The 17848-nt window shown below is 35.7% G+C and carries 18 protein-coding genes and 1 pseudogene; 2 read left to right on the top strand and 17 right to left on the bottom strand.

The features are described 5' to 3' along the window. Positions 1-173 precede the first annotated feature (173 nt). The 10 genes and pseudogenes from AMET_RS04890 to AMET_RS04845 all read right to left on the bottom strand — a co-directional run bounded on the left by AMET_RS04890 (position 174) and on the right by AMET_RS04845 (position 6958). Positions 174-890 carry a molybdenum cofactor guanylyltransferase gene (locus tag AMET_RS04890; protein WP_012062248.1) on the bottom strand — a complete coding sequence of 239 codons (717 nt, stop codon included), beginning with the start codon at positions 888-890 and terminating at the stop codon, positions 174-176. Positions 891-1061: 171 nt separating this feature from the next. After that, positions 1062-2138: a tungsten cofactor oxidoreductase radical SAM maturase gene (locus AMET_RS04885; protein WP_012062247.1), complete on the bottom strand. Its 1077-nt coding sequence runs from the start codon at positions 2136-2138 to the stop codon at positions 1062-1064. A 78-nt stretch (positions 2139-2216) separates the two neighbouring features. Then, positions 2217-3107, bottom strand: coding sequence for an ArsA family ATPase (locus AMET_RS04880; protein ID WP_012062246.1), 891 nt, complete (start codon positions 3105-3107; stop codon positions 2217-2219). Next, positions 3100-3987 (bottom strand): ArsA family ATPase, encoded by an 888-nt coding sequence (locus AMET_RS04875; protein ID WP_012062245.1) that lies wholly within the window; start codon positions 3985-3987, stop codon positions 3100-3102. Before AMET_RS04875 ends, AMET_RS04880 begins: the two co-directional genes overlap by 8 nt. Positions 3988-3999: 12 nt before the next feature. Further along, the gene (arsD, locus tag AMET_RS04870) at positions 4000-4299 is read right to left on the bottom strand and encodes an arsenite efflux transporter metallochaperone ArsD (protein ID WP_012062244.1); all 300 of its coding nucleotides are present in this window, start codon (positions 4297-4299) and stop codon (positions 4000-4002) included. A gap of 40 nt (positions 4300-4339) precedes the next feature. Then, positions 4340-5413, bottom strand: a complete 1074-nt coding sequence (arsB, locus tag AMET_RS04865) for an ACR3 family arsenite efflux transporter (RefSeq protein ID WP_012062243.1) — start codon at positions 5411-5413, stop codon at positions 4340-4342. An 80-nt stretch (positions 5414-5493) separates the two neighbouring features. Beyond that, the gene (locus tag AMET_RS04860; RefSeq protein ID WP_012062242.1) at positions 5494-5895 is read right to left on the bottom strand and encodes an arsenate reductase ArsC; all 402 of its coding nucleotides are present in this window, start codon (positions 5893-5895) and stop codon (positions 5494-5496) included. Between the two features lie 24 nt (positions 5896-5919). Next, positions 5920-6102, bottom strand: a pseudogene (locus tag AMET_RS04855) (hypothetical protein); the annotation flags it as partial. A 158-nt stretch (positions 6103-6260) separates the two neighbouring features. Continuing rightward, the gene (locus AMET_RS04850) at positions 6261-6578 is read right to left on the bottom strand and encodes an ArsR/SmtB family transcription factor (RefSeq protein ID WP_012062240.1); all 318 of its coding nucleotides are present in this window, start codon (positions 6576-6578) and stop codon (positions 6261-6263) included. A gap of 176 nt (positions 6579-6754) precedes the next feature. After that, positions 6755-6958, bottom strand: coding sequence for a DUF1858 domain-containing protein (locus AMET_RS04845; protein ID WP_012062239.1), 204 nt, complete (start codon positions 6956-6958; stop codon positions 6755-6757). A 443-nt stretch (positions 6959-7401) separates the two neighbouring features. Here AMET_RS04845 and AMET_RS04840 point away from each other — a divergent pair, with 443 nt between their 5' ends. Continuing rightward, the gene (locus AMET_RS04840) at positions 7402-8319 is read left to right on the top strand and encodes a selenium metabolism-associated LysR family transcriptional regulator (RefSeq protein ID WP_012062238.1); all 918 of its coding nucleotides are present in this window, start codon (positions 7402-7404) and stop codon (positions 8317-8319) included. Between the two features lie 11 nt (positions 8320-8330). On the opposite strand, the gene AMET_RS04835 is transcribed toward AMET_RS04840, so the two are convergent. Next, positions 8331-9131: a DUF5714 domain-containing protein gene (locus tag AMET_RS04835; protein ID WP_408626394.1), complete on the bottom strand. Its 801-nt coding sequence runs from the start codon at positions 9129-9131 to the stop codon at positions 8331-8333. A 369-nt stretch (positions 9132-9500) separates the two neighbouring features. Between AMET_RS04835 and AMET_RS04830 the strand changes: the two genes are divergently transcribed. Next, positions 9501-11498, top strand: a complete 1998-nt coding sequence (locus AMET_RS04830; protein ID WP_012062236.1) for a fructose-1,6-bisphosphatase — start codon at positions 9501-9503, stop codon at positions 11496-11498. A gap of 177 nt (positions 11499-11675) precedes the next feature. Here the strand turns inward: AMET_RS04830 and AMET_RS04825 are convergent, their stop codons facing one another. The 6 genes from AMET_RS04825 to AMET_RS04800 form a co-directional block, all read right to left on the bottom strand. Further along, positions 11676-12383, bottom strand: coding sequence for an MgtC/SapB family protein (locus AMET_RS04825; protein ID WP_012062235.1), 708 nt, complete (start codon positions 12381-12383; stop codon positions 11676-11678). 39 nt (positions 12384-12422) lie between these two features. Further along, complete coding sequence (locus AMET_RS04820) at positions 12423-12836, bottom strand: DUF1667 domain-containing protein (protein ID WP_012062234.1); 414 nt, start codon at positions 12834-12836, stop codon at positions 12423-12425. Positions 12837-12838: 2 nt separating this feature from the next. Continuing rightward, positions 12839-14104 (bottom strand): NAD(P)/FAD-dependent oxidoreductase, encoded by a 1266-nt coding sequence (locus AMET_RS04815; protein WP_012062233.1) that lies wholly within the window; start codon positions 14102-14104, stop codon positions 12839-12841. Positions 14105-14136: 32 nt separating this feature from the next. After that, complete coding sequence (locus tag AMET_RS04810) at positions 14137-15567, bottom strand: NAD(P)/FAD-dependent oxidoreductase (protein ID WP_012062232.1); 1431 nt, start codon at positions 15565-15567, stop codon at positions 14137-14139. Positions 15568-15741: 174 nt separating this feature from the next. Continuing rightward, a complete protein-coding gene (locus tag AMET_RS04805) occupies positions 15742-16533 on the bottom strand; it encodes an HAD-IIA family hydrolase (protein ID WP_012062231.1) in 792 nt (263 codons plus the stop codon). A 27-nt stretch (positions 16534-16560) separates the two neighbouring features. Then, the gene (locus tag AMET_RS04800) at positions 16561-17847 is read right to left on the bottom strand and encodes a TRAP transporter large permease (protein ID WP_012062230.1); all 1287 of its coding nucleotides are present in this window, start codon (positions 17845-17847) and stop codon (positions 16561-16563) included. Position 17848 lies beyond the last annotated feature (1 nt).

Raw genomic sequence — 17848 nt, 5'->3', positions numbered from 1 at the left:
TTTAGTTGGCTAATTAAATAAGTAGTTCACGTGTTGAAAGTATACAAGTGTCTTTGATTAAATGATATTGATTATTAGGTAGTTATTTTTTTAACTAATCTCATTATAACAATTATTTATCTTCTATACAAGTTTTTTGCGACAAATTAACACAAAATTCACCCTAATGCGACTCAACCTTCACTCTTTTCATCAAAGCAACGCTCTTTTAAATCTTGATATTCCTTGTGATTATTCACATTTAAAAAGCTTTGTAAATAAGGATCAAACCTCTTTACATGTGCTTCATCTATATGTTTCACAACAACTTTCTCAAAAAAATTCAATATCTTATAGTCCCCTTTTTCTAATAACATTTCCATAGGCTCCAAGCATTTTTTACCATAAATTGCATGCAACGGTTGGTAATGTCCTTCTAAATAGGGGATCAGTATGTCCTCCCCTTCTAGATTTTCAATCATATACTGCATCAAAGCTGTATTTAGAAGAGGCATGTCACAGGCAACAACGAAAATACAATCATTTTTCGCTTCCCAAAGACCTGTATATAACCCTATTAAAGAGTTCTTTTCCACCATTTGTATTCGGTCTGGAGCAAACCGAACCCCTTTAAGCATTGGGTACTGCTCTGAGTTATTTGTCACCACAATGATCTCACTAAATAGTGGTTTTAAATTTTCCACAATCACCTCTATCATGGTTCTTTCTCCCAGTTTGAGTAGCGCCTTATTTTGTCCCATTCTTTTGCTGTTTCCCCCTGCTAACACCACTGCGGAAATATCTTTCCTCATCATATATTCATCATCCATTCCTACTAAGGATTTATTATTGGGTATCAAATGGTTTTGTTTCTTTAACAATACTTTATCAAAAATAATATTATTAGACAAGAGAAATTACATTGTTTCAATTATTTCTATCTCAATCAATCTCTTTACGTTTTTTATATAATAAATAAAATGAGCCATGACATTTCACTACTATGCCATGACTCATTTTATTATTCAACTGTTTTTGTTAATCTATAATCTTTTCTTCGCTTCTATAAAGACAAAACAATATTAAGGACAAACAACAAACTTCCTCCCCCACAAACAATCACTACAACTTATTGTATTCCCAAAACAATCTTCTGATTCTCTTGGCAATTCACATCCTTCTACTAAGTCACAATCCATACAGGAAGGGTATAAATTATTATGGAGGGTATATCTGAACTGATGATATCTTTCATTATTCCATATATCTAATAAAGGCGTATCCATTATATTCCCAAAGGAATACTTTTTCACCTTCTTATCCCTTCCAAACACATACTCATCACCATCATGAGACAGTCTATAGCAAGGGGTTACTTCTCCAGTGGAGGTAATAAAGGTTGTCATGTCTTCAATAAAGTTACAAGAACGCTCCGTCTTCAAAGCCATGGCTGGAATATGAATATTCAACCCCTTGCCCAAAGCATAATTGCGAATTTTAGTTAAAAGGTTTTTATTTTCCTCCGTGGGGTAAATTTCATACACAATATTATCCTTATGATCTTCTCCCTGGGGAATCAAATTAGATATAATTAAACGGCTACTATTCAAGTCACTGGCTAATTGGACAACCTTATATATATCACTTATATTATCTCTAGATACAACAAATTGCAGCTCTACCTTCGGATATGGAGAGTTCATCTGTTGCTTTAATTTTTCTAAATTCTTAAGGCTCTCCACAATTAAATTTAATTCTATACCTCTGATTTCCTTAAATTTTTCTTGCATCCCATCAACAGAGACAGTAATCGTATGTACAGTCTCAATCATTTTTTTCATTAAGTCTTCAGTGAGCAGCGTTCCATTGGTTGTCATATGAAGATTATACCCCTTCAGTTTTTCTAAAATGTCTAGAATGTCACCATGATAGGTGGGTTCCCCTATTCCTCCAAGGACAATTGTTTCTATCCCTTCGATTCCCTCAATATCCTTAATAAATTTATCTAGTACCCTCAGTTCCATGTCCTTTGGGGAGATTCCCCAGCCTTTTCTGTAACATATAGAACAATCTAAATTGCATCGATCCGTCAACTCTAAGTATATCTTTTTAATTGTATTGGTCTCTATTTGCTGTACTTTATATCCTAAGCTTTTCATCTGTTTTCCCCCTTTTCTAAGCGAAACAAGGTAAGTCATCTTTTTACAAATATGATGACTTACCTACGTTAATACCCCTTAAAATATTTGATTTGCAATTTCTTTTAACAGATCCAACCCTTTGATCTCTTCACCAAACATAGGCACTTCTAAAAGTGTAGCATCCTTAAAAGTTTCCTTCATTTCTTCAATATACCCTAGCTGCATTTTTCTTCTCTTTTGATAAAAAGGCGTCAGGGCTTGCTCCTCTGGGATGATTAAGTTGGCTACCACTAGCTGTGTTTTAATATCTAGTGTTTCTAGCTCCTTTGATGCACGGTAGGCTTCGATTATTGGTGTCCTTTCAGGGTACATCACAAAGGCAAATGTAGTTACTTTTTCATCCTTCATCATATTAATAACCTTATCGAACCGTTCTTTTTGCCGTTTATCCTCATCACTGACTTCAACAGATGCTCCTGCTTTTAACTGAATTTGCTTGCTCCAGTCCATAGGCAGTTCTAATAGCCTTAGGGTATGACCCGTAGGAGCTGTGTCAATTACAATCACCTGAAAGTCATCTCCACTGGCATATTCAACAAATTTTTGAAAGGATGCCATTTCTTCCGTACAAGGAGAGTCTAATTCTTCCTTCATGGCCATAATTGTGGTTGGATCAAATTTTACTTCTGCATCCTTTAAGATATTTTCCTTATACTCTTCTGTTGCTTTTTTTTGATCAATCTTTACGGCGTATAAATTATCGATACCTGCTACAGCAGCAATTTTGTCCCCAACGGGCTGATCCAATACATTCCCAATATGGGCAGCAGGGTCCGTGGTCAATAATAGGGTTTTATAGCCTTTTTGAGCTGTTTCTACCGCAGTAATACAGGCCATTGAAGTTTTCCCAACACCCCCCTTTCCTGAAAAGAAGATGTTCTTTCTCTCTGCATCTATTGGATAGAGTTTAGTAGAGAATTTATTCATTGGTATCACTTCCTTCAAAGAGTTTCTCTGCACTTTTTATAAACATCTCTACACCCTTTAGCTCACTATCAAATAGCTCCATGGTTTGAATCATCAGATCACTAAAGAGATCCTTAGATTTGTCAATTACCTTCTGTTGGCGATCATATTTTCCTTTAAAGAAAGGCACTATGGTTTCTTCTTCTGGAATTAATCCGTTAATAATCACCTTTGTTGTGTGAATCCCAATTTGTGCAAGGTCCTTTGAAGATCTTTGGGTTTCCTCTAGAGAGGTTTCCTCTGGCTGCATCACAAAGACAAATTCAGTTTGACTCCGATCTCTTAATATGGCAATGGCATCATCATACTTTTTCTTACTATCCTGGATCAATGCCACAGGTCCCATACAAGTTTGTCCACTGCCCTTGGCACTCTCCTCTATATGCTTACTCCAATCCACCGGTAGTTCTAATAAACGAATGGTATGACCCGTAGGGGCTGTATCAAAAATAATCACTTCATATTCATCAGTATCCATAAAATCAATGAACTTATCAAAGGCAGCCATTTCCTCTGTACACGGTCCACTTAACTGCTCTTCCGCTACCTTCACTAAATCTTCATCAAATAATTCTCGCATAGGGGCGAGGGATCTTTCTTTGTACTCCTCTGTTGCTTTGTCTGGGTCTATTTCCATTGCATAAAGACTTTTCACTCCATTAATAGGGGTGACTTTATGTCCAATTTCCTGCTCAAATACATCGGATAAGTTAGCTGCAGGATCCGTTGTAACAATTAGGGTTTTCTTACCTTTTTCTGCATAATGCACTGCAGTTGTGGAAGCCATTGAAGTTTTGCCGACCCCACCCTTACCAGAAAAAAGCATGAATTTTGTTTGCATGTTATTCATCTCCTATAGGTGTGTTTGAATTTCCTCATAAGTTGCATATCCACTGTATTTAATGATTTTTCCATTAACCGTTGTAATGGGTAGGATCTCTTTTCCCTTTTCCTTTACCATTTTAAAAACTGCTTCATTCTCTCTAAACTTCAAGGGTTGCTGTGTAATCATATATCTTTCTACAGATGCATCAGGATACTCCTTTTTTAAAAGCTCTATATCCTCGTTTAACTTGATTAATGTGTCATCAACGCTCGGTCCACAGATTCCTGAGGAACAGCACATTGGCGGATCATAGATTTCAATTTTCATTTATACTCATCCTTTCAATTATATTCTTTTATGATTATATTTAATTTTCTCTTGCTACCTCAGGAAACCAGTGTCTTGTTCTGTTGGAAATTTTAACCAATGTTAACATGACTGGCACCTCTACTAAAACACCGACCACCGTTGCTAGGGTTGCTCCTGAGTTCAAACCAAACAGTGTGATGGCTACTGCCACTGCCAATTCAAAGAAGTTACTTGCACCAATCATTCCAGCAGGTGAAGCAATGTTGTGGGGCAATTTCCACGCCTTTGCCCATCCATAGGCCAAGAAAAAGATAAAGAACGTCTGAATGGTTAATGGTATGGCGATTAATAACACATGTAATGGATTGCTTAATATAACCTCTGCTTGAAAGGTAAAGATAATCACTAATGTTAGTAATAACCCAACAATCGTTACATTATCAAATTTCTTAAGAAATACATTTTCAAAATACTCTATCCCTTTACTTTGTACAATATATTTTCTAGATAAATAGCCTCCAACTAAAGGAATCACAATAAATAAAACAACAGATAAAAACAATGTGTCATAGGGAACAATGACGTCAGTGATTCCTAGTAAAACCGCAACAATAGGTGTAAAGGCAAATAGTAATATAATATTATTAACCGCTACCTGTACCAATGTATAGGCTGGGTCGCCCTTTGTTAAATGACTCCAAACAAATACCATTGCAGTACAAGGAGCGGCTCCCAATAGCACTGCACCTGCCAAGTAATCATTGGCTAAACTCTCTGGAATCAAATTTTGGAATACAATCTTAAAAAAGAAAGCCGCAATTAAATACATTGTAAATGGTTTGATTAACCAATTGGTAACACAGGTGACAATGATACCCTTAGGCTTTTTAGTGGCTTCTACAATACTGGTAAAGTCAATCTTTAGCATCATGGGATAAATCATTAACCAAATTAGAATTGCTACAGGGATAGACACTTGGGCATATTCCCATCGACTTAATGTCTCTGGAACGGCTGGTATTAATTGGCCAATCGCCACTCCAACAACAATACATGCAGCTACCCACACAGTTAAATATCTCTCAAAAAAACCAATCCCTTTTCCCTCTTGAACAACATTTTCATTGCCCATCAATATCTCCTCCTAAAAAATATTTTCTACATCATTTTAAAAATAAAAAGTCTATGTTGCATTGATTTACTTAAGCGTCTTTATATTTCGTTATTTTCTACTCTTTTGATGAAGTCCTCTACCTTTGCCTTAATCAGATCCCTTGTATTTCTAAAACCTTCCGTTGGTCCACCAGAGGGATCCTCAAGTCCCCAATCTTCACTGTGACTGCATGGTACAAAGGGGCACACGACATTGCATCCCATGGTAATCAGATAATCAACTTCTTCTGGAATATCAGTTAATAGCTTAGGACTGTGTTCACTCATATCGACTCCTGCTTCCTCCATTACTTGAACTGCCCCAGGCTTTACTTCTGGATAGTCTTCTGTTCCAGCTGAGTATACTTCCAGTACATGACTGCCTAACTTTTTCGCCCACCCCTCTGCCATTTGTGAACGACAAGAATTGTGAACACATACAAATGCTACCTTTTTTTTCATCACTATTCCTCCTTGTATCTTTCTCTAGTACCCTTCAAGGGTTAGTTTTTTCCATCTAAATAGTTTTGAAACAGAGATGAGTATTTCCTGTCTTTCAGTCTCTAACTTTTTAGGATAATACAGCGTCACTTTTTCTAATTCATACTTTAAATAATCATCCAGATTATCTTGGGGCTCGCCTAGATATATTACCGGTACATCCACTACCCCAGAATGGCATCAGCCTTTTTTACTGTATCTTATAGTTGCAGATTCTCCATGTTGTAAAATATATTCAATTGCCTCTTGATCTACGGTAATTTTCATCAAATTTCACCTCATCCTTGGGCTTCATTGATATCATATGCATTACAATTGTTTAACGTTTATCTACAATAACAGCTTTCTTGAGTAGCTCCTTTACAAACACAGTCTTCTTTAAATGACGTTAGGTGTTTAAGAAAGCCCTGGAGTTCATCGACTTTTTCTTGATTAATCGAATAAAATACCCATTTCCCTTCCTTTCTTCTCTTCACAAGCTTAGCATGCTGTAGAATCTTCATGTGATGTGAAATTGTTGGCTGTGTTAACGCTAGTCCATCCATAATATCGCAGGCACACAGCTCCCCACAGGAAAGCATCTCTATAATGAGCAGTCTATTTTTATCTGCCAAAGCTTTTAGTATTTCTACTTGATCGTCCATATATTCCACCTTTTCCCTTTATATAGATACTTATCTATGTGTTTGTTTTTAGTATATTCATTTTTTGTTTTTTTGTCAATAATGTCACTGTTAATTTTTTGTTAACTTATGTAAAGAAGCTATCTTAACGTAACGTTAAGATAGCTTCTTTCTCAATTTTCTATGTGATTTTTGTTTTAGTTAGACTCAAAGTGTTTATTTAGATCAGCTATGAGTAAACTCACATCTATACCATGTACGTTTCCTGCATCGGAAATACTTTCCATAGTTGCTCCAGGGCATCCTAGACAATGTAGTCCGTATTTCATAAAAATACCAGCCACTTCTCTATCCATTTTTAATACTTCTGCAATTGTCATATCTTCCGTTACTTTTTTCATCGAATATCCTCCTTGTTTTCTGGCAATTTGTCCATGAACAATAATGGCTACAAAATATGATTGTCATGTTCATTCATTTGTTAATGATACTACATTTATAAGTCTATCAATTATTATGAGAGTAATCAATTGCAATTAATCAACATAGTCATAGGAAGTTATTATCACATTGAACCCAACTATTGAAATCTTCTATATGAATTGTGGTATCAGACAAATAGGTCTATCCTAGATGAGCCTAAGATACAATTAAAATACATGTTACTATTGTTTTTCCATAGGTGGCTCTATTTCATTTTTCTATTGACTCACACTGTATGATTATTTTTTCCAATACCATTATACATCACATGAAATTAAGCTTAAAATAGAAATTAGGATATCTAAAACTTTTATGCTTTATCCTCACAAGTATATTTTATTATGAAATAGGAGGAATCACAATGGATTTCAAACAATTAGAAGCCTTTGTCGCCGTTGTAAAGTTCAAGAACTTTTCAAAGGCAGGACAGCATTTATATCTAAGCCAACCTACCATAAGCAGTCATATTTCAAACTTAGAAAAACAACTCAACACAATACTTATTAATCGTTCAAACAAAAAAATTACAGCTACCAAGGCTGGAGATTTATTGTATGACTATGCTATCAGTATGATTAATTTGAAGCATAAGGCCATATTTAAGCTTGGGGAGTTTGAAGGGCAAATATCAGGTAATATTGAACTTGCTTCCAGCACAATCCCAGAACAATATATTATTCCAGATCTCATATGTGAATTCAATAAAATGTATCCTCATGTTACCTTTACCATGCGCCACTATGACTCAAAACAGGTAGTAGATGGTATTATCAATGGAGAAATTGATTTCGGCATTATCGGACGCAATATCCCTCATAAACAGCTTCAATATGTGGAACTAAATCATGATGAACTACTGTTCGTTACTCCCTACACCGAACCCTATAATCATTCTCATGCTGAACTCACCCTTCAAGATATATTGAAGGAAAAGTTTATTTTTAGAGAAAAGGGTTCTGGTACTAGAGCTCTTTTCGAAGAGTCGTTGAATACAACGGGCTTTGCTGTATCCGATCTAAAAATAGTGGCTTTTATTGAAAATACTGAGGCCATAAAGCAATGTATCCGTAGAGGCTTGGGGGTTTCCTTCCTATCTAGTAAGGCTGTTGAAGATGAGATTAAGTATAATCTATTAAGTGCCCATAGAATTAAAGACCTAAATTTACAAAGAAACTTTTATTTTGTCTATCATAAGCATCGTTCTCCCTCTCCATTAGAAGCCGAATTCCAAAGTTTTGTTTGTCAGTATTTTAAAAATGGTGAGACTTCTAATGAGTAGCATACTTAATTCTATACTGTTCTCTTGGCTTCCTTTTGATTAGAGTAGTAGCTACATTGCTGCTCTCTACACCCATGGGGATGTCGATCACTGTGCTGACAAACAATATCATGAGTAGATGGAAGCTGTATTTCAAGATATTTTTCCGAATAATCACAGGCAACCTTTAGGGCTGTATGTACAAAGTTTTTACAACAGCAGGGACCTGTTTCATTAGCTATGGCTTCAATAACCTTTGAAACCACATGCATGGTAGCTGCTGTCTCTTCATTTTTAGGGCAGGCTGCTCCTAAAATAACACTATAGACAGCACCAATAGCTGGGGCTACTCCACAAATTCCTGTCAAGCCACAATAGGCTCCTATGGCTTGTTTTTTTGTTCTATTTAAGACTTCTATTAGTTGCTCTTCTGTGACATCAATTTCCCCGTGATTTTTTATAGCAGCCAATAGTGAGCCCGCTGCAACCCAAGCATGTTCACAGCCCAACATTGGTATGGGGGCTTCATTAATGATTTGTTCTCCTATTAATAATGGGTTTATTCCCTCTGCAGAGGCAATTAAACCTAAAATGATATTGAAGGATTTTTCTCCATGACAATGGTCACAAATATAATGCCCCTTTGCACAATGGACATAGCCTAATTCTTGCTTACCGCAGTCCATACATCTAAGCACTTTGCCTATTTCTAAATAAGCTAGCTTTTCACCACAAACAAGACAATTCTCTTGACTCTCTTCTTGGTGTTGACCAACACCTTCATGGGAAGGTCCTCAGCAACTACTAATAGAGCTTATTTTTTCTGTTTCCATAGTTATGGCCTCCTTTATTACGCTATATTTTTTATATCGTAACATAAGTATGTAATTATTTAAACGAGTGTTTACTATTGGTAAAAAAAAACAGTTCTGAATCAAAAGATTCAAAACTGCTTTTTGTTCCGCTTGGGCAAGCGTTTATGTTACATTTTATTATATCATAATTTAGATGTTAAGTATATTAACTTATTGTAATCAATATTTGGTATTTCTAGTAAAGAGGCTATGCATCTAGTGCATATCTGCTATCCTTGATAATAACATCATCAACTCACCCCGCTTTATAGTTTAATTATTAGCAATCATGTGGAAAGTAATGTTATAATTTAATATGAACTTTTGATGAATGAGGAGTTGTGTTATATGGTATATTCTAATAATGATGTAATTCAAGATTTCGGCAGCGATTTGAGATATTTAAAACTTTTGTCTAAGGAATTTCCCACTATCGCTTCAGCAAGTACTGAAATCATCAATTTACAAGCTATATTGAACCTCCCTAAGGGTACCGAACATTTTTTGTCTGATATTCATGGAGAATATGAGTCTTTTAATCATGTGTTGAAAAATGGCTCTGGAAATATAAAACGAAAGATAATAGAAGTTTTTGGTGATCTGTTGAGTGAGACGGAAATAAAAAGCCTTGCAACACTGATCTATTATCCAGAACAAAAATTAGATCTTATTCATAAGAAGGAAGAAAATATTGAAGAATGGTATAAAGTTACCATTTCTAGACTGGTAGAGGTCTGTCGAAAGGCAGCCTTTAAATATACCCGTATGAAAGTTAGGAAGGCTCTGCCAAAGGACTTTGCATACATAATTGAGGAACTCATGCACAGAGGTCCTAAGGAGCTAGACAAGGAAGAATATTACAATGAAATCATCGAAACCATCATTCGCATTGGAAGGGCCGATGAATTTATCATTGAAATGTCAAAGCTGATTCAAAGATTGGTGATAGATAGACTTCATATTGTAGGGGATATATTTGACAGAGGTCCTGGTCCAGATATTGTTATGGACACGCTTTTGAATTATCATTCCGTTGACATTCAATGGGGAAATCATGATGTATTATGGATGGGCTCCGCAGCCGGAAGTGAGGCTTGTATTGCAACCCTTATTCGAATATGCGCCACATATTCCAATTTGAATACCATCGAAGATGGATATGGTATCAACTTACTTCCCTTAGCTACCTTCGCTTTAGATTTTTATAAAGATGATGATTGCACTGCTTTTAAGCCTAAAATTAAAAGCGATATCATTTACACCGAAAATGATTTAAAGCTTATTGCAAAGATGCATAAAGCGATCTCTATCATACAGTTTAAATTAGAAGGCGAAATCATTAATAGACGACCACATTTTTCTATGGAGGACAGACTTTTATTAAATAAAATTAATTATGAAGATGGGACAGTTGACATAGATGGAAAGATATATAAACTAAAGGATTCTAATTTTCCAACTATCAACCCTAAAAATCCTTATAAACTTACTATCGAAGAAAAAGAATTAATGGAAAAGTTAAAATCATCATTTCTAAACAGTGAAAAGCTCCAAAGACATGTGAGATTTCTCTTTTCAAATGGTAGTATGTATTTAAAATTCAATTCAAACCTGATGTATCATGGTGGCATTCCAATGAATGAAGATGGTAGCTTTAAAAAAGTAACAATAGATTCATCCGGGATCTCCTACAGCGGAAAGGCTTATTTCGACAGGTTAGAGATTTTAGTAAGAGAAGCATATTTCCGTAAGAATAATCCGATAGCAAAACAGCATGGTATGGATATCACTTGGTATTTATGGACTGGACCAGATTCCCCCCTCTTTGGTAAAGATAAGATGACCACCTTCGAAAGATATTTCATAAATGATAAGGAAACCCATGTTGAGAAAAAAGATCCCTATTTTAAGCTAGAGGATAATGAGAAGATGTGTAGAATCATATTTGAGGAGTTTGGTCTCAATCCAGATGTGTCCCATATCATTAATGGTCATGTGCCCGTTAAACTCAAAGAAGGTGAAAGTCCCATAAGAGCAAATGGAAAACTGTTAGTGATTGACGGAGGTTTTTCCAGGACTTATCAAGGTACTACTGGAATAGCAGGCTATACACTGATCTATAATTCATACGGCCTTTTACTAGTATCCCATGACCCATTCGAATCAACCCAGAAAGCCATTGAAGAAGAGAAGGATATTCATTCTACTACAATGGTGTTAGAAAAGGAAGTTGAAAGAAAAAGGGTGCGGGATACAGATGACGGTGAAAAACTGAAGTTCCAGGTTAAGGATTTGGAAATGCTTTTGGATGCTTACAGATCGGGATTGATTAAAGAGCAGAGGTAACTACCATTGAAACCACATTCGACAGCAAAGCTGTCTAAGCACTTTCCTGAAAAGGGCTGTAGGAGATTTCATCCCCTACAGCCCTTTTTTTAGTTATTCTACTATTAGCGCTTTTATAATATTCCTTGGTTTATGAACATCATTACCATTTGACAAATAATATCTGATGGTTGGGATTTAGTATAGAAAAGCTTCTTCTAAATCGCCTTCCCATATTACATTGTCTACTCCAGGTACATCTAAAATTTCATCAAAAAAACGTTCATTTATAAATTTAGATGGTAACTTCACCATAAATCTAATTTCTATCATATAACCTTCATCTTCTTCAATGTTATCTTCATTATTAACCTTAATATACTTAATATTAATATTATTTTTACCTAATATATGTCCTATGTTACCTATTAACCCAGCCCGCTCTTTACCCTGGACAATTAATAATTTATTTTGGCTTTTTAATAACTTACTTTGTATAAAACCCAAACTTTTTAAGGTAAACATGACGATGATTGTCGTTGCAATCCCGCCTACATAATAACCACTTCCGATAGCTAATCCTACACCCCCACAAACCCAAATACTGGCAGCAGTCGTTAAGCCTCGAATATCATTTCCCGTTCTCATAATGGTTCCTGCTCCTAAGAATCCGATTCCACTCACTACTTGTGCTGCTAATCTAGCAGGCTCCCCACCACTATTATCCGCACCGAGTCCTTGAAAGCCATACATAGATATTAGCATAATAAGGGTAGAGCCTAAAGTAACTAATACATGGGTTCTAAGTCCAGCAGGACGATTGTTGGCCTCTCTTTCCATGCCAACAATACCTCCTGCTATGGCTGATAAAATTAGTCTTAAAACAATCTCCCCATCGCTTATCAATAATCTCTACTCCTTTATATTGCTTATTTCTATAAGAATTTATCCTTGAAGGAAACAGGCTTTTAACAAATCCTCATGTTCTGAATTTTGACACATGCTCCTAGAGGCGATTATGTCTACTCCTGTATCTAGAATATTCTTAATGATAACCTCTCCTACTTTGATTGGTGCTTTAACCTCGACTTTATTAATTAAGACCATTGCTTGTTTGATTAGAGGTTTAGGAATTGTTCCAGATGTTCTAACTGGCAGTCTTTTTACAGAAGCATCGGATATAACGACAGTTGTTGTCAATGCTCTTGTGGGATTTGTCATTTCTTTGATACCATAATCCACACCCCTGAAACACTTGTTTCCTTCAACAGCGTATCCTGTTTGACTTATATCACTCTTAGTCACCTTTAACTTGCAACCTAAGGGACAAACAATACAAATCATATCTTTTTCTTCCATGGTTATGCCTCCTTTTCAACAATTTCTATATACATTTCATCACAATCACCTGGCGTAAATTTACTTAGGTCTAATTTAATGGTTTCCATTTCTCCAGGAGCAACATGTTTTCGTTTTACCTCTTTTATGACTTCTCCATTACTTTTAATAACAAATTTTATATCTTTATAGATATTATCTACACGCATCATCAATTCAACTGTTTGTTCTATATTATCCAATCTTATTTGATGAGGAACAACATATCGTACACCATTTATCCCCTTGAGTTTGATGGTTTTACAATTACTTTGTATCTGCCCTTTTATATATTTAGCAGCACTACTACCGGCTCTTCTACTTTCTTCCGTAACCCAATCTACTAAATCATGAACATGAACAACATTACCACAGGCAAAAATGCCTTCAACAGATGTTTCCATAGATTCATTTACAATTGGACCTCCCGTAACATTATCAAGGGCTATCCCTGCGGATTTAGAGAGTTCGTTTTCAGGAATCAGTCCTACAGACAGTAGTAACGTATCACATTCAAACCTCTTTTCTGTTCCCTTGATTGGTTTATACTTTTCATCAACCTGTGCAATGGTTACAGCTTCTACTCGGTCATGTCCTTCAATATTGACTACTGTATGATTTAAATAAAGTGGGATGTTAAAATCCTCTAAACATTGAACTATATTTCTTGTTAATCCCCCTGAGTATGACATTAACTCTGCAACAGCTAGTACATCAGCCCCCTCAAGAGTTAGACGTCTTGCCATGATGAGTCCAATATCTCCCGAACCAAGAATAACGATTCTTTTTCCAATCATATCACCTTCAATATTAACAAAACGCTGAGCCGTTCCAGCTGCCATAACCCCTGCCGGCCTGGTTCCAGGTATTCTAATGGCCCCTCTGGTTCTTTCTCTGCAACCCATTGCTAATATTATTGCTTTAGCTTGTATATGAAGTATTCCATCTGTTGCGTTCATGGCTGTAATCACTTTACTATCTGAAACCTCTAGGACCATTGTATCTAGTTTATATTCTATGTCCATGGTAATCAGCTCTTTGATAAACCGTTCTGCATATTCTGGACCAGTCAATTCCTCTTTGAAAATGTGGAGCCCAAACCCATTGTGGATACATTGCTGTAGTATACCACCTAATTCTCTGTCTCTTTCTATTATTAATATTTTTTTGACTCCATTTTTTCGTGCCTCTATGGCAGCCGCAAGCCCCGCAGGACCTCCACCAATTACGACAATATCATATTGTAACAAAATGTTTCCTCCTACCCATCTATATATTTTTACTACTTGGTTTTTCCTGTTAATATATAAGAACCGAGACCATCCTTTACAACCTCTGCAACGTCAGTCCCTTGCTCTCTCGCAAGAATTTCCATGACCCTGGGAGCACAGAATCCACCCTGACATCTTCCTGAACCTGGTCTCGCTCTCCTCTTTACTCCATCTAATGTTGTTGCTCCTGCCTTTCTTTTAATCACATCTACAATTTCTCCTTCAGTAATGTTTTCACAACGGCAAATGATTCTTCCGAATCTAGGGTCCTTTTCAATAAGCTTTGCTTTCTCACTATCAGGCAACTCCATAAAGTGAATATTGGGTCTTGTATTTGGATTGAAATCTTGTTTAATTTCTAGATTCTCTATTCTTGCTTTTACTAATTCTATGACATACTCCGCGATGGCAGGAGCAGCTGTCAAGCCTGGAGAGTCAATCCCTGCTACATTAAAGAATCCTTGAGATTCCTTTGATTCTTCAATAATAAAATCCTGGGTCCTGGTCTTTGCCCTTAATCCCGTAAAGGAAGTAATCACATTTTGGAAGCTTATTTCCTTCAATGTATGTTTCGTATGGTCATTAATAAAAGTGAGTCCCTCAAAGGTCGTCTCAACGCTAGTTTTATTCTCTACATATTCTGATGTTGGACCAACCAGTAAGTTGCCATGAACTGTAGGCATAATCAATACTCCCTTACCAGCTTCCGAAGGGCATCTAAAAACCACGCTATTCACTACGTTTCCTACTGATTTATCAAATAAATTGTATTCACCTCGATTAGGTAAGATCTCGAAGCTTGGGCTATTTATCATATTATTAATATCATCAGTATGAATTCCCGCACAATTTATAATGATTTTACTTTCTATCTTTCTATCCCCAGCTGTAATACAGTAACCCCCTGCTATTTTTTTCATATCAGTTACTGGACTATTAAGTAGCAACTCTACCCCATTTTCCAATGCATTTTCTGCTAATGCAATGGCTAATTCCCATGGTCCAACGATTCCACCTGTTTTGGCATAGAGTGCACCCACTACCTCTTCACTTAAATTGTTCTCAAGCTTTAAAACACTTTCTTTATCTAATATTTCCATTTGAGGAACACCATTTTTGATGCCTCTTTCAAATAATTCTTGTACAGTTTCCACCTCCTGTTGATTAAAGGCTAAAACTAAAGATCCTATTCTTTTAAATGGAACATGTAACTCCTGACATACCTTTTCATAGAGTTCATTTCCTCTTACATTTAACTTAGCTTTTAATGTTCCTTCTGTGGCATCATATCCTGCATGAACGATGGCACTGTTTGCCTTTGTTGTTCCATTGGCGATATCATTTTCCTTATCAACCAGTAACACCCTTAATTGATATCTTGAAAGTTCTCTGGCTATAAAAGTCCCCGTTATACCGGCTCCTATGACTGTAATATCATACATTGTTTATTCCTCCCTTTTCAAATCTTATAAACCATAAACACGAAAATCCTTAAATAAAAAAGGCCGCGTCACCACAATCTATTTAAAATAGATTAAGTTCCACGGCTCTCCTATTCTCGGCCAAAATATATTTTTGTAATTATATTATTCTATATATGGTACTTTGTTTCTATATTATAATAAGTCTATCATCTCTTTTACAGAGTTAAACACATAATCTGCTCTGGTTTCACTTTTTCTATAATCTTCTTCTTTCGTTTCACCAGAATAAACTAATACAGAGGCTATGCCTGCATTTTTTCCAGTCTTAATATCTGTATATAGTCGATCTCCTACCATTACCATATCTTCTTTCTTTAAACCATATTTCGAGGCAATGCTTTCTACCACTTCTTTATTGGGTTTACCGATTACTTTTGGCGTCTTTCCAGTAGAAGCTTCTATTAATGCAGCCATTGCACCTGCATCTGGCATGAACTTATCATTAGGCAAAGGACAGTTAAAGTCTGGATGTGTGGCTATGTACTCTACCCCTTCAGATATATATTCACATGCTGCCCATAATTTTTCATAAGTTAATGTGGTATCAAAAGCTAATACGACATAATCTATGTTTTTATGTCTTTCTTTTTCTAAAATGAATCCTTCTCTTTTAAACTCTTCTTCTAAAGCCTTCGTTCCTAGTAAATAAATATTAGCGCCTTCTTTTTCTTTTTTCAAGTACATCGTCGTAGCCTCTCCTGAAGTAAATACTTCTTCTTGTGAAGCTTGTATGCCTAAATTATTTAGCTTTTCTACATATGTTTCTTTGCTTTTTGACGAATTATTTGTAAGGAAGATATATCTTTTCCCCTGCTTTTTTATCGTTTCAAGAAATTCTTTTGAGCCATCAATTAATTCATCTCCAAGATAGATCGTTCCATCCATATCTAATAGATATACAGTTTTCTCTTTTAGAATATCCAATTTTTACCTCCCCCTATCTTTCTAAGCTTATCCAAATAAGTTTAGCGTAAATAATGCGATACCTTGAGAATAAGTCACTAGTATTAGTACGACGACTAATGCGATTAGGAAAGGCCACACTTCTTTTATGAAGTCTTCTAATTTAACATCTACAATAGAGCAAACGGTAAACATCATCGATCCAAATGGTGGGGTTAATCCACCAATCATTATATTTACAATAAATATAATTCCAAAATGTACAGGATCTACACCAAATATTCTAACTGCCGGTACTAACAACGGGGCTAATATGACTAATGCTGCTCCGCCTTCAATGAACATTCCTACAAATAATAACAGTATGTTTATTACCATTAATAATACAAAAGCACTATCTGTCATACCCACAAGTGTTTCAGTTATCATTTGTGGAATTCTTTCTAATGTAAGATAATAACCAAATACCCTAGCACTTGCGATGATAATCATAACTGCACCAGTACCCTTTACTGTATCCATTAATATTGGCAGCATATGTTTTAATTTTAATCTTTTATACACGAAAAACCCTACCAGTATAGAAAACAATACTGCGATTCCTCCTGCTTCCGTAGGAGTGAACATACCAAATCGCATTCCCATAATGATTCCAAAAGGAATAAACAGTGCCCAAATTGATTTTCTTAATTGCTTAAAAATTTCTGAAAAAGATGGCATTTTATCTCTACTGGATTTATAATTTCTTTTTACTGAAATAATATGAACAGTTATCATTAAAGCCGTAGCCATCAATATACCTGGCATATATGCAGCTAAGAACATATTGCCTACTGGAACATTTGCAATCAATGCATACAGAATCAGATTTGTTCCTGGTGGAATTACCGGACTTATTGCCGATGAGGCAGCAGTGATTGCAGCTGAAAATGGTTTTGAGAAACCTTTTTTCACCATTTCAGGGACTAATATTTTAGATTGCATAGCTGCATCTGCGTTTGCAGACCCTGAAATACCACCCATTAATGCACTTAGTAATACATTAACTTGAGCTAATCCACCCTTAGTATGTCCTACTAAAACGTCCGCAAAGTCCATTAATGCTTCACTTATTCCCGAATGATTCATTACAGAACCTACCATAATAAAGAATGGCACTGCTAAATACGGAAAAGATTCTACTGATGTGACAAACTGTTGAATGATCATTTCCATAGGCATAGAAGTATTAATGAATATAAAATAAAATAGTGAAGAACCCATCAAAGCAAATGCCACTGGTATATTTAGAAAAAACAAAATAAATAGCACGATAACTGGATAAAGAGCTTCCATT

Origin of the sequence: Alkaliphilus metalliredigens QYMF (genome assembly GCF_000016985.1) — a bacterium.
Lineage (GTDB): Bacteria > Bacillota > Clostridia > Peptostreptococcales > Natronincolaceae > Alkaliphilus_A > Alkaliphilus_A metalliredigens.
This window is presented reverse-complemented; position numbering and strand designations above follow the sequence as displayed.

Excerpts from the sequence above, each read along its gene's own strand:
- AMET_RS04885 (WP_012062247.1), bottom strand. The coding sequence starts at position 2,138 with ATGAAAAGCTTAGGATATAAAGTACAGCAAATAGAGACCAATACAATT.
- AMET_RS04880 (WP_012062246.1), bottom strand. The coding sequence starts at position 3,107 with ATGAATAAATTCTCTACTAAACTCTATCCAATAGATGCAGAGAGAAAG.
- AMET_RS04875 (WP_012062245.1), bottom strand. The coding sequence starts at position 3,987 with ATGCAAACAAAATTCATGCTTTTTTCTGGTAAGGGTGGGGTCGGCAAA.
- arsD (WP_012062244.1), bottom strand. The coding sequence starts at position 4,299 with ATGAAAATTGAAATCTATGATCCGCCAATGTGCTGTTCCTCAGGAATC.
- arsB (WP_012062243.1), bottom strand. The coding sequence starts at position 5,413 with ATGGGCAATGAAAATGTTGTTCAAGAGGGAAAAGGGATTGGTTTTTTT.
- AMET_RS04860 (WP_012062242.1), bottom strand. The coding sequence starts at position 5,895 with ATGAAAAAAAAGGTAGCATTTGTATGTGTTCACAATTCTTGTCGTTCA.
- AMET_RS04850 (WP_012062240.1), bottom strand. The coding sequence starts at position 6,578 with ATGGACGATCAAGTAGAAATACTAAAAGCTTTGGCAGATAAAAATAGA.
- AMET_RS04845 (WP_012062239.1), bottom strand. The coding sequence starts at position 6,958 with ATGAAAAAAGTAACGGAAGATATGACAATTGCAGAAGTATTAAAAATG.
- AMET_RS04840 (WP_012062238.1), top strand. The coding sequence starts at position 7,402 with ATGGATTTCAAACAATTAGAAGCCTTTGTCGCCGTTGTAAAGTTCAAG.
- AMET_RS04830 (WP_012062236.1), top strand. The coding sequence starts at position 9,501 with ATGGTATATTCTAATAATGATGTAATTCAAGATTTCGGCAGCGATTTG.
- AMET_RS04820 (WP_012062234.1), bottom strand. The coding sequence starts at position 12,836 with ATGGAAGAAAAAGATATGATTTGTATTGTTTGTCCCTTAGGTTGCAAG.
- AMET_RS04810 (WP_012062232.1), bottom strand. The coding sequence starts at position 15,567 with ATGTATGATATTACAGTCATAGGAGCCGGTATAACGGGGACTTTTATA.
- AMET_RS04800 (WP_012062230.1), bottom strand. The coding sequence starts at position 17,847 with ATGGAAGCTCTTTATCCAGTTATCGTGCTATTTATTTTGTTTTTTCTA.